The organism is Peribacillus asahii, assembly GCF_004006295.1.
GTDB lineage: Bacteria > Bacillota > Bacilli > Bacillales > DSM-1321 > Peribacillus > Peribacillus asahii_A.
Window position 1 is genome coordinate 4,313,761 of record NZ_CP026095.1, and the last position, 12,310, is coordinate 4,326,070.

At 39.4% G+C, this 12,310-nt stretch carries 11 protein-coding genes; 1 reads left to right on the forward strand and 10 read right to left on the reverse strand.

What is annotated here, in order from left to right:
* Positions 1-64: 64 nt before the first annotated feature.
* From BAOM_RS21300 to BAOM_RS21350, 10 genes are all read right to left on the reverse strand, one after another.
* Positions 65-328, reverse strand: a complete 264-nt coding sequence (locus BAOM_RS21300; protein WP_127762002.1) for a CD3324 family protein — start codon at positions 326-328, stop codon at positions 65-67.
* 371 nt (positions 329-699) lie between these two features.
* Complete coding sequence (gene eno / locus BAOM_RS21305; protein ID WP_127762003.1) at positions 700-1,995, reverse strand: phosphopyruvate hydratase; 1,296 nt, start codon at positions 1,993-1,995, stop codon at positions 700-702.
* A 27-nt stretch (positions 1,996-2,022) separates the two neighbouring features.
* Positions 2,023-3,558, reverse strand: coding sequence for a 2,3-bisphosphoglycerate-independent phosphoglycerate mutase (gpmI, locus tag BAOM_RS21310; protein ID WP_127762004.1), 1,536 nt, complete (start codon positions 3,556-3,558; stop codon positions 2,023-2,025).
* Positions 3,551-4,312 carry a triose-phosphate isomerase gene (tpiA, locus tag BAOM_RS21315; RefSeq protein WP_127762005.1) on the reverse strand — a complete coding sequence of 254 codons (762 nt, stop codon included), beginning with the start codon at positions 4,310-4,312 and terminating at the stop codon, positions 3,551-3,553. Before tpiA ends, gpmI begins: the two co-directional genes overlap by 8 nt.
* A 33-nt stretch (positions 4,313-4,345) precedes the next feature.
* Complete coding sequence (locus BAOM_RS21320) at positions 4,346-5,530, reverse strand: phosphoglycerate kinase (RefSeq protein WP_127762006.1); 1,185 nt, start codon at positions 5,528-5,530, stop codon at positions 4,346-4,348.
* A 347-nt stretch (positions 5,531-5,877) separates the two neighbouring features.
* Positions 5,878-6,885, reverse strand: coding sequence for a type I glyceraldehyde-3-phosphate dehydrogenase (gap, locus tag BAOM_RS21325; RefSeq protein WP_127762007.1), 1,008 nt, complete (start codon positions 6,883-6,885; stop codon positions 5,878-5,880).
* 35 nt (positions 6,886-6,920) lie between these two features.
* Positions 6,921-7,943 carry a sugar-binding transcriptional regulator gene (locus tag BAOM_RS21330; RefSeq protein ID WP_127762008.1) on the reverse strand — a complete coding sequence of 341 codons (1,023 nt, stop codon included), beginning with the start codon at positions 7,941-7,943 and terminating at the stop codon, positions 6,921-6,923.
* Between the two features lie 141 nt (positions 7,944-8,084).
* Positions 8,085-8,321, reverse strand: a complete 237-nt coding sequence (locus tag BAOM_RS21335; RefSeq protein ID WP_127762680.1) for a glutaredoxin family protein — start codon at positions 8,319-8,321, stop codon at positions 8,085-8,087.
* Between the two features lie 21 nt (positions 8,322-8,342).
* A complete protein-coding gene (gene rpoN / locus BAOM_RS21340; protein ID WP_252283593.1) occupies positions 8,343-9,665 on the reverse strand; it encodes an RNA polymerase factor sigma-54 in 1,323 nt (440 codons plus the stop codon).
* Positions 9,666-10,480: 815 nt separating this feature from the next.
* A complete protein-coding gene (locus BAOM_RS21350) occupies positions 10,481-11,098 on the reverse strand; it encodes a hypothetical protein (RefSeq protein WP_127762010.1) in 618 nt (205 codons plus the stop codon).
* Positions 11,099-11,553: 455 nt separating this feature from the next.
* Between BAOM_RS21350 and BAOM_RS21355 the strand changes: the two genes are divergently transcribed.
* Complete coding sequence (locus BAOM_RS21355; protein WP_127762011.1) at positions 11,554-12,234, forward strand: hypothetical protein; 681 nt, start codon at positions 11,554-11,556, stop codon at positions 12,232-12,234.
* Positions 12,235-12,310 lie beyond the last annotated feature (76 nt).

Consider the following 12,310-nt stretch of genomic DNA (forward strand, 5'->3'; position numbering starts at 1 on the left):
CAAATTCGGCATATTAGAAAAAGCACTGATTATCTAGACGAAAGATCCTCAGTGCTGACCACTCTTATTTAGAATATACAATCTTCTTAATTGTTTCTACGGAGAGACAATATTCCTCAGCTAATTGATCAATCTTTGACCCGTTTTGAAAGGCCCTTCTAATATGAGTATTTCGATCATCAATCCACTTTCTGCTTCCAGAACGCGTCCCCCATTTCTGATGAGCTGCTTCTGGTTTTGGAATATAAATCGTTGCTCCTTGAACATATTTTTGAATTTCATTAATAAGCGCTTCCGGTAAAACAGCCGTCGCTTTTACATATTTCATTTCTGCCAGCTCCTTATTTTTTAAAAATGAAAATAAGGTGCAAAGCCGTATATTAGAAATGAATCTATGCTTACTTGGGCGATATTCGTTTAATTAAAAGTCCGCCCCATGCAAAGAATCGCCTTCCCAATACTAGGCTTTGCATGAGTCGCTGCAGATTCTGGCAAGCTTATCCTGTTTGCCATTTTCTCCACCTCCCTATAATTGATATTATTATAAAGTAAATGACAGTTTCTTGCATCTTGTTTACTTTTTATCGAAAAAAACCTCCTATTAATGCGGATTACTCACACATAAATAGGAGGTTTCAAGCCATAAACGTTGTACGACACAACTTAGCCAACCTTGGTGGGCTTTTTACTATGTCAAAATTAGCGTTTGATGTTGTAGAAAGATTTAAGACCATCGTATACCGCTAAATCGCCAAGCTCGTCTTCGATGCGAAGAAGTTGGTTGTATTTTGCGATACGGTCTGTACGAGACATAGAACCTGTTTTAATTTGACCAGCATTTGTTGCAACAGCGATATCAGCGATTGTTGTATCTTCTGATTCACCAGAACGGTGAGAAACAACCGCTGTGTAACCAGCGCGTTTCGCCATTTCGATTGCTTCAAATGTTTCTGTTAATGTACCAATTTGGTTTACTTTGATTAGGATTGCGTTTCCTACGCCTTGCTCAATACCTTGAGCTAGTTTTTTCGTATTTGTTACGAATAAGTCATCGCCTACTAATTGAACGCGGTCACCAATGCGCTCTGTTAGTAATTTGTGACCTTCCCAGTCATTTTCATCTAAACCGTCTTCGATAGAGATGATTGGGAATTCATTTACCAATTCTTCGTAGAAAGCAATCATTTCTTCAGATGTTAAACCTGTACGTCCTTCACCAACAAGATCATATTTACCTGTTTCCTTGTTGTAGAACTCAGAAGAAGCAACATCTAGTCCTAAGTAAACATCTTCGCCTGCTTTATAGCCAGCTTTTTCGATTGCTTCGATAATTACTTCAAGCGCTTCACGGTTAGAGCCAAGGTTTGGAGCGAATCCACCCTCATCACCAACTGCTGTGTTTAAACCTTTAGAAGCAAGAACTGATTTTAATGCATGGAATACTTCCGCACCTGTACGGATTGCTTCTTTAAATGTAGGAGCCCCTGTTGGAAGAATCATGAATTCTTGGAAGTCTACGTTATTATCTGCATGTGATCCACCGTTAATGATGTTCATCATTGGAGTTGGTAATTGCTTCGCATTGAATCCGCCAAGGTAACGGTATAATGGTAGCTCAGCAAATTGAGCAGCTGCATGAGCTGCCGCCATAGATACACCAAGGATTGCATTTGCTCCTAATTTCCCTTTATTTTCTGTACCGTCTAAAGCAATCATCGCACGGTCAATGCCTACTTGATCTGTTACATCGAAGCCCATGATAGCTTCAGCGATAATTTCATTTACGTTATCAACTGCTTTTTGAACACCTTTTCCAAGGTAACGAGATTTATCTCCGTCACGAAGTTCTACTGCTTCATATTCACCAGTTGAAGCACCCGATGGCACGATTGCACGTCCGAAAAATCCTGATTCTGTTCCTACTTCTACTTCTACTGTTGGGTTTCCACGAGAATCTAATACTTCACGTGCATAGACATGTTGGATATATGGCATAATAAATCTCTCCTTTTTTGTTCGTAATTATATAGTGATTAGGGATTTCCCTGTCATCTCAACAGGTTTTTCAACACCAAGCAAATGTAACATTGTTGGAGCTAAATCACCTAAAATACCATCATTTCTTAATGTTACCTCATTTTTCGTCACAATAATAGGCACTGGATTTGTCGTATGAGCGGTCATTGGATTACCTTCTAATGTTATCACTTCGTCAGCATTTCCATGGTCAGCTGTAATAATCGCTGTCCCGCCTTTAGATACGATTAAATCAACAACGCGACCTAGACATTCATCAACTGTTTCAATAGCTTTTACAGTTGGCTCAAGCATACCAGAATGTCCGACCATATCAGGGTTAGCAAAGTTTAAAATAATCGCATCAAAACGATCATTTTCAATTTGCTCCACTAATGCATCGGTCACTTCATAAGCACTCATTTCTGGTTTCAAATCATATGTAGCAACCTTTGGTGAAGCAATCAAAATTCTTTCTTCACCTGGGAATTTATCTTCACGTCCACCGCTCATAAAGAACGTAACATGTGGATATTTTTCCGTTTCGGCAATACGCAGCTGCGTTAAGCCGTTTTGCGAAAGAACTTCCCCTAATGTATTATCAAGATTTGTTGGCTTAAAAGCAACATATCCATCTACTGTTTCTGAAAAGTGCGTTAAGCAAACGAAATGAAGATACTTCGGATGCTTGTCCCCGCGATCAAATGAACGGAAATCTTCATTTGTAAACGTGTTTGAAATTTGGATGGCACGGTCTGGACGGAAATTATAGAAAATAACCGAATCATCACTTTGAATCGTAGCAACCGGCTTGCCTTCTGCGTCCGTCACAACGGATGGGAGAACGAACTCATCATAAATTCCATTCGCATAAGAGTCGTTTACACACTCAAGTGCTGATGTATAAGTCGGACCTTCACCATACACCATAGAGCGGTAAGATTTCTCTACGCGCTCCCAACGCTTATCGCGGTCCATAGAATAATAACGTCCAGAAATCGTCGCAAATTGACCTACGCCAATTTCCTTCATTGTTGCTTCTGCTGCTTCAATATAGCCTTTTGCTGTTTGTGGACCAACATCGCGGCCATCTAAAAAACCATGAACGTATACATTCTTCAAGCCTTCTTTAGCAGCAAGCTTTAACAACGCATACATATGATCAATATGGCTATGAACACCACCGTCTGAAAGTAACCCCATTAGGTGAAGGCTTGTACCTTTTTCCTTAGCATGATTGATTGCATCAAGGAATGTTTGGTTCTGAGCAAACTCCCCATCCCGAATCGCAATATTCACTCGTGTTAAACTTTGGTAAACAATTCGACCTGCACCGATATTTAAATGACCAACTTCTGAATTCCCCATTTGTCCTTGAGGTAAGCCAACCGCTTCCCCGCTTGCCGTTAAATGTGAATGAGGATATTGTCCCCCATAACGATCAAAATTCGGTTTTTTCGCATGAAAAACTGCGTTTCCCTTTTGTTCAGGACGGCATCCAAAGCCGTCCAAAATAATTAACGCAACTGGTGCCTTACTCATAACGTCCCGCCTCCAATAATTGTAAGAAAGAAGCCGTTTTCAAACTTGCTCCACCAACTAACGCACCATCAATATCAGGTTGCGCCATATATTCTTTAATATTCTCCGGCTTCACACTTCCGCCGTATTGAATACGGACTTCTTCCGCTGTTGATTGCGTTGTTTGCTTCGCTACAACCGCACGAATATGAGCACATACTTCATTCGCATCTTCCGCTGATGAAGATTTACCCGTTCCAATCGCCCAAATTGGCTCATACGCAATCACAGTTTGCTTCACTTGCTCTTCTGTTAATCCTTCAAGAGCTTTTTCAATTTGGCCGCCAACAAAATCAAACGTTTGTCCCGCTTCACGCTGCTCAAGTGTTTCACCGCAGCAAACAATCGGGGTTAGTCCATGCTTAAAAGCCGCATGTACCTTTTTATTTACTGCTTCATCTGTTTCATTAAACAGCTCACGGCGCTCTGAATGACCTAAAATAACATAAGCCACATCAAGATCAGCTAATGCCGCAGGGCTAATTTCCCCCGTAAAGGCACCGCTTTCTTCAAAGTGCATATTTTGAGCGCCAATTTTAACATCTGTTTTTTCGGATGCTTGAACAAGCTGACCAAGAAAAAGAGCTGGAGCACAAACAACCGTGTCCACTTCATTAGATGCTGGTACTTGCTGACCAATTTCTTTTACAAAAGATGTTGCTTCTAAAAGCGTTTTATGCATTTTCCAATTTCCTGCAATAATCGGTTTACGCATTTCCTCCATCCCTTCATTCTATTATACGAGCTTTTATTTATCGTTTAACGCAACAACACCCGGCAGTTGTTTCCCTTCCATAAATTCAAGAGATGCGCCGCCGCCTGTTGAAATATGCGACATTTTTTCAGCCAAGCCAAACTTTTCAGCTGCAGCTGCCGAATCACCACCGCCAACTACACTATATGTATCAGTTGAGTCCGCTAAAGCTTGAGCGACTGTTTTTGTACCATTTGCAAATTTATCAAATTCAAATACACCCATTGGACCGTTCCAAATAACAAGCTTCGATTCTTTAATAATATTCGCATATAGTTCGCTCGTTTTCGGACCGATATCAAGTGCCATTTGGTCTGCTGGGATGCTATCAATATTCACAGCTGTCGCTTCTGCATCTGCAGCGAATTTTGGTGCTATAACAGCATCAATCGGCATATGCATCTTTACACCTTTTGCTTCTGCAGCCGCAATAAAGGATTTCGCCAGTTCTATTTTATCTTCTTCAAGAAGAGATGTACCAATTTCATAGCCTTGTGCTTTAACGAAAGTAAAAGCTAATCCACCGCCAATGATTAAATGATCTACTTTTTCAAGCAGGTTTTCAATTACATCAATTTTATCCTTTACTTTTGCGCCACCAATAATCGCTGTGAATGGACGCTCAGGATTCGCTAAAGCATTACCTAATACCTCTAATTCTTTTTGCATTAACAAGCCGGAAACAGCTGGTAGGTAATGGGCAATTCCTTCTGTTGATGCATGGGCACGGTGGGCTGCTCCAAACGCATCGTTAACATACACATCTGCTAACTCGGCAAATGCTTTCGCTAACTCCGGATCATTCTTTTCTTCACCAGGATAAAAACGAACATTTTCTAATAATAAAAGACCGCCTTCTTCTAGCTTATTGACTTCAGCTAATACGGCCTCCCCATATGCTTCGTCCACTTTATGTACTTCTTTATCTAATAATTCACTTAATCGCTTGGCAACTGGTGTTAAACGTAGTTCTTCCACTACTTGACCTTTTGGACGACCGAGATGGCTAGCTAGAATCACTTTTGCCCCTTGTTCGACTAAATAAGAAATCGTTGGCAACGCTGCTTTAATTCTTGTATCATCTGAAACTTGTCCATCTTGCATCGGAACGTTAAAATCCACCCGACAAAACACACGTTTCCCTTTCAGCTCTACATCTTTAATCGACTTTTTATTCATAGTGTAAAGAACCTCCTTAAAATTGGTCCGTCTTTTTATTTATCTGTCAAAAAGGGAGATGCCGATGAATCCTGACTCTCCCTGTTCTCTTTTTCAGTATAATCTGTTTGCTTTGTTTTATCCAAAAACAGGTTATCACGGCTATAACTGCACAACCCTATCTATGATATCATTTTCCTTATTATTTTTTTAGTGGAGTTTTAAAAAAATCTCACAAAAGTGAGATTTTTTTAAAAACTCTTCTCTTACAACACAATAAACGGGCAATCCCCCTCCTCAAAATTATGAAGAGGGGGATTGCCCGTAAATTCAACTAATCATTAATTAAGAGAGTGTGACGCTTCACTTTATAACCCTTTAGACGCTATATAGTCAATTAAATCAAGAATTCGATGAGAATAGCCTGTTTCATTGTCATACCAAGATAGTACTTTAACTAAATTACCTTCCAATGCCATTGTTGATAAAGCATCGATTGTAGAAGAAGCAGGACTTCCATTATAATCACCAGATACTAATGGCAATTCGCTATAATTAAGAATTCCTTTTAACTCCCCTTCAGATGCTGCTTTCAATGCTGCATTTACTTCTTCAGCTGTTACATCTTTTTCAAGTTCCACAACAAGGTCTACAATCGACACATTCGGTGTAGGTACACGTACAGCCATCCCATTTAACTTTCCTTTTAATTCAGGTAAAACTAAAGCAACAGCTTTCGCAGCTCCTGTCGAAGTAGGAATCATATTCTCTGCTGCTGCGCGCGCTCTTCGATAATCTTTATGAGGAAGGTCGAGCACTTGTTGGTCGTTTGTATATGAATGAATAGTTGTCATCATACCGCGCTTAATTCCGAACTGATTGTGTAACACTTTCGCAAATGGTGCCAAGCAGTTTGTAGTACAAGATGCGTTAGAAAGAACGTGATGACTCGCTGCATCATATTGTTCTTCATTGACTCCCATAACGATCGTAATATCCTCATCTGTTCCAGGTGCTGAAATAATAACTTTTTTCGCTCCAGCTTCTAAATGTTTCGCTGCATCTTCTCGTTTTGTAAAGCGGCCTGTTGATTCGATAACAACATCAACACCCAATTCCTTCCACGGTAATGACGCTGGATTACGTTCTGCTAACACCTTTGTCTTATGACTACCGACAATTAGATACTCGCCATCGACTGATACTTGTTCGTCAAGTGTTCCATGAACAGAGTCATACTTCAACAGATGAGCCAACATATTGGCATCTGTTAAGTCGTTAATCGCTACAATTTCAATATTTTGGTTTGCTAATGCTGCACGAAATGCGACACGTCCAATACGTCCAAATCCATTAATTCCAACTTTTACTGTCATTATAAATTCCTCCTTAAAGTTCGTCTTAGCTTTTTTTAATCAGAGATTAGTTCCCGGGCTGCAGCTTCATCTGTAATAAGAACAGTTGTAGCATGTGTCCCCCTTATATAGCTCCGAATGGCCTTCGCTTTCTTTTCCCCCCCTGCAACTGCAATCACTTTCTTTTCAGGAGTAAGATCCTCTAGCTGTAGACCGACTGTCAACACTTTGTGAACAACTTCTCCACTTTCACTAAAGTAATAGCCAAATGCCTCACCAACCGCCTTTTGTTCCACTAATTGCGTTAGAACACTTGGCTCAGACTTTCTTCTTTCCGCCATTACCAACGCTTCTCCAATTCCATGAATGACCATCTCTGCTGACTTAATCGTCGAAATCACTTCTTTCATGGACGGCTCCTTCATCAAGGAAGCATAAACTTCATCACTTAATTGGTCTGGAACATAGAGAACTTTGTATGAAGCGTGAACTTTTTGTGCCATTTTTTCAACAATCGTATTAGCTTGATTTTGAGACATCTCACCGACTCCACCGCGTGCGGGGACAAAGGTAACTCCTTTGCTATATTCATCCGAAACAAGAGAATCTGCCACAGCAGCCATTGTCGAGCCTCCCGTAATAGCAATGGTCCTTCGATTTTTCCATTCATGCTTCATCCGAGCTGCACACGCTTTTGCTAATTCTTTTTTCACCCACGGTGACTCATCACAATTGCCGGACACAATAATGACTTCCTCAATTTGAAGCATCTCCCGTAACCTTTGTTCCAATATATTTATCCCCATTACTTCTCGCATAATCCCCTCTAATTGTTCAAGAAGCTCCTGCCCTTCTTGAGAAAGATTCATTCCTGAACTATGAACTTCAAGAAGATTCTGATTTTTTAAAAAGTCAACTTCACTTCGAAGCGTTCGCTCTGTCAATTGCAGATGATTAGCAAGACTTCGGCGTCCTACAGGCTCCATAGCCTTCACATACCGAAGAATGTTGTAGCGTTTTTGCATCGTTTCTACGAGATCAGGTAATAATTTTCTCTGTATGTCTAATAATATTTGCATTCGTATAAACTCCTATCTAGACCAAAGGGACATTATACGTCCCGCACATGACTTTATTGTCCCACGAACACCAAAAAAATATTCCTGCTATAATGTTATTCTAGCAGGATTATAATCGTTCTTCAAATATTAATTAAAAAATTATCTTTTTATTCTCTGTAGCAATTCATCTTTCCATACATGACCATACTGAACTATTTCCCCTTGCCATTGCACAACCGGGATCATCATTCCATACCGCTCGGTTAATTCATCACTGCAGTCAATATCAATTTCTTCATATAAAATTCCAATCTCCGTCTTTATTTCTTCGAGTACGAGCTTTGCTTGATCACATAAAGAACATTTCTTTCGACTATATAATTGAAATACATTCACCGCCAATTACCATCATCCTTTTTAATCAAAGCGTTTCCGTTTCGACGACGATGGGATTCCTAATTGTTCACGATATTTTCCCACCGTTCGCCGCGCTAATACAAGACCATGTTCTTTTTGTAATAACTCAACAAGGTCTTGATCCGAAAGCGGCTTTTTCTTATTCTCTGTCTTAATTGCAGCGGCTAATAGATTCTTAGCCTGCAGTCCCGAAATATCTTTTCCATAATCGGTCGATGAAAGAGAAGTAGAGAAAAACGTGCGCATATCAATCGTGCCAAATGGAGTCTGTACGTATTTTCCTTTTACTGCACGACTGACTGTCGATTCGTGAATTTCTAACTCATCGGCTACATCCCTCATCGTCATTGGTTGTACGTATTCTAGCCCATGATAAAAGCATTTTGGTTGTTTTTCCACAATACAGCGCATGACTCGTAAAATGGTTTCCTTACGCTGTTGAATTCCGCGTGAAATCCATTGATACTCCTGCCATTTCTCTTGAACAAATTGCTTAACCTGTTTATCTTGATGCTGTTTCATTCTATGAAAATATTGTTTATCAACACTTAACTTTGGTGTATTGCCATCTAGATCGCCGATAAATAATTGGCCGTCACGAACTTCAACAATGACGTCCGGCACAATATATGTCGATTTTTCTTGGTGAAAGTATGAAGCTGGTCGTGGATTAAATGTTTGAATATAATCAAACACTCTTTGAATGTCTTGTAAAGATACACCTAATTGCTTACTAAGCTCTTTCCATCGTTTATTAGCAAATTCAAGAAAGTAGTCTTGTAAAATCATTTCGGCTAATGGCTCTCTAGCATCTGCATAGGCTTGAATCCATAAACATTCTTGAAGGTTTCTTGCCCCCACACCATGCGGTTCAAGCTGTTGGAGTAACTCCAGACTGTTTTGTAACGCATCAAAGGTAATAGAAGGGGTACATAAGTCATCTAGTTGAACACGTAAATAACCATTTTCATCTAAGTTTTGAATAAGAAGATTGAAGGCTCTCTGCTCTTCTTTCGTTAATTTTTGAAGATTTACTTGTGATAGAAGATGGGCTTCAAGCGAAGGATGGTCCTCACTTGCTTGCTCAATCCAGTAATCGGAATCATAATCTTTCTTCGTCCGTTTTCGTTTTTTTCGATCCATTCCTTGATGAAAAATTGTAGATGAAGGCTCATCAACGGATAATAAAGGATTCTCCATCATTTTATTTTCTAAAAAGGCAGAAAGCTCCTGCGTCGAATATTGTAAAAGGGCTATCGATTGAGTTAACTCTTGAGTCATTGCCATTTTTAACGTTTGCTGTTGAAACAATCCGGCTTTCATATTCACTTGCAAATCCCTCCCCAACTCTATTTTACAATATTAGAAAAAAATAACATACACTTTTCCTTGAAAACGCTTACCTTTTTATTTGTTTTTATTCACTATATGTTGCAATCATACATTTACGACAAAGATTGACGAATGCATGCTAAAAAATTTATCCCGCACTTAGTAGGCAGTCAGAATCTACCCTAAAACTCATGAGGAAACAAAGAAGATAGGCGAGAAATAACGGCCCGTAAAGGTCCGATTGGTAGGCTTTCACCAATCAGTTTCGTACGGTCACTTGATTGAAGCGAAGCGGAAATCTTAGTAACCGCAGGACGTGGCTAACCATCAGTGGGGGGGAAAGTTTCACTTTATGAATCTTTCAAATTAAGAGGTAGAGTAAAGGAATGGCTACGTGAATAAATAGTAGGTAATTGCTCTGCAAAATAAAAAAAAGCCCCCTCCTTCACTTTATGAAGGAGAAAGCTTTTGGACGCCCTCGGCAGGAATCGAACCCACATCTTAAGAACCGGAATCTCACGTGCTATCCGTTGCACCACCTTTTGATGCGTTCGAGGGTAAACGTTATAACATCAGTGTTCACGGCTGTTTCCCGTAAACCATCTCGCAATACTTATTAAGTAGCCGAAATCTATGTTACTTGTATAGTATAGAAATTATCCGATTATGTCAACGATAAAATAACGCAGAGTCAATCGAAAACACAGGAGCTAAATTTGCATCGAACGACCAATCCTTCGCGAAATAGAAGTTATCTGCGCTGTCGGCCGTTTCTCAAACACGTAAAAAGCGCCCATAATAGGCGCTTATTTCAACTGTAAATCGACCTCGAACTCTTTCGCATTTTCCCCATTTTCGGAATAAGCGTTAAATACAAGCTTCACCGATTCAATGTCCGCAACATCCTCCGTATTTTCTAATGCGAATATAATGTCGCCTTCCTTCGTAACTCCCTCGTACACCTCGCCCGCAATTTTATGATTCGTTAAGAACGGATCCGGCTTAACTTGCTCGCCTGTTGACGTGACTAGCGTTGCTTGGTCGGGATAGACTTCGTACTTCTTATCGGCGGTCGTATTTTCGAGTTCAAACCAAATCTGCACCGCTTTGTGGCCCGGATTAGCCTGCACGTTATACGCTTTACCGATGTCGTTCGTTACGGACACGCCGTGAATCTTAAACGTAAGGCCTCCATTATCGTACTCGCCTTGCCATTCAGCGCCGCGATATTTGATGAAGTGATCCTCTTCAACCGTTTCCGTTGCGGCTTTAAGCGCCTCTTCGTCATCGACCGGCTTCGCCTCTTTTGCTACCGTTTCCTCCACTTTCGGCTTGGCCTCCGGTTGTGCCTCCGTCTTTTCTTCGTTCCCACAGCCCGCAAGCAATAACGCCACCAGTGCCGCCGAATATATAACTTTTCTCATCGTACATGCCTCCGTCTATTTTCCTATTATTTTACTTTGTTACCAATATATATATACAACAAAAAGAGAGAGGCATCCGGTGAAGGACATCCCCACGTCATATTAAGCACCTTCTCGACTTGCCTCTTCGATTTCTTTAATCACTTTGTCCATTAGCTTACGATCAAGTTCGCCAGGCTCACGTAATCACTTTCCAAACCTTTTGACGTGTAGCTAAGCTGTGCTAACGATGTAATATTGCCGAATACAATCAATTTCTCTTATTCACGTTATCCCCTTCTTGATTTTATTGACTATTAGTCGAAAAGTACCATAAAATAAGGTTGGTAGTTTTGTACCATGAAGTACCAATATGAAAATTACCATTATTTAGAGTAAGTGTACCTTTAATTTACTTAGGGTTTGAAAGTTATAAAGTAGAGGAAATAAATAAAAATAGAAATGGAGAAAATACAGTGTTAAAAAAGATAATAAGTAGTCTGTTAGCGGTGATAATATTACTCTCAATTGTGGATAAAAATGCTTTGGCGAGTTCACCTAATTTGGATTTAAGAGTAGTAAAAGGTGTTGTACTCTATACTATTACTGGTATGAAAAATACTGAGGTGTGTTATCAATTTTATCGTAAACATAACGGAGAATACATAAACTTAATAGGTGAATGTAGAGAAAGTTCAACTATAGGTCATGCAAACATTAGAAAAGATGGAGAATACATGATAACTTATAGTCTCTCAACTTCTACAGTTGAAAGACAAAAAGTAAAATTCAAAATTGATAATTCTGTTAATGATATAAAAAGTCCATCTAGCCAAAATATTATTGATACTCATTATATAGGAAAACCCATTACTGTTTCCTTACAAACTAAAAATAAATATGAAATATCATTAGGTGACTATAAACTTAAAAACCAAGTTGTATATAAGATGTATAGAATAGAAAAATACGGAAAATTAAAACATTTATATACTAGAACAGTTAAAAACGGATATGATGGAGCATACTTCCCAGAATATAGGAAATCGAGATATTTGCTAGTTACCGCCACTTATAAAAATAAGACAAAGAATATATTTTTCGTTTTCACGCCAGATTTAAAATATTTTGAAAATTATTTTGTTGGTAGAAAATAAAACATTACTAATAAATTTTCCTATAAAAATGTACCCCCTTTCTAAAACTATCTTAGGTTATTAGGATTTAATGCAT

Excerpts from the sequence above, each read along its gene's own strand:
- BAOM_RS21300 (WP_127762002.1), bottom strand. The coding sequence starts at position 328 with ATGAAATATGTAAAAGCGACGGCTGTTTTACCGGAAGCGCTTATTAAT.
- eno (WP_127762003.1), bottom strand. The coding sequence starts at position 1,995 with ATGCCATATATCCAACATGTCTATGCACGTGAAGTATTAGATTCTCGT.
- gpmI (WP_127762004.1), bottom strand. The coding sequence starts at position 3,558 with ATGAGTAAGGCACCAGTTGCGTTAATTATTTTGGACGGCTTTGGATGC.
- tpiA (WP_127762005.1), bottom strand. The coding sequence starts at position 4,312 with ATGCGTAAACCGATTATTGCAGGAAATTGGAAAATGCATAAAACGCTT.
- BAOM_RS21320 (WP_127762006.1), bottom strand. The coding sequence starts at position 5,530 with ATGAATAAAAAGTCGATTAAAGATGTAGAGCTGAAAGGGAAACGTGTG.
- gap (WP_127762007.1), bottom strand. The coding sequence starts at position 6,885 with ATGACAGTAAAAGTTGGAATTAATGGATTTGGACGTATTGGACGTGTC.
- BAOM_RS21330 (WP_127762008.1), bottom strand. The coding sequence starts at position 7,943 with ATGCAAATATTATTAGACATACAGAGAAAATTATTACCTGATCTCGTA.
- rpoN (WP_252283593.1), bottom strand. The coding sequence starts at position 9,665 with ATGAAAGCCGGATTGTTTCAACAGCAAACGTTAAAAATGGCAATGACT.
- BAOM_RS21350 (WP_127762010.1), bottom strand. The coding sequence starts at position 11,098 with ATGAGAAAAGTTATATATTCGGCGGCACTGGTGGCGTTATTGCTTGCG.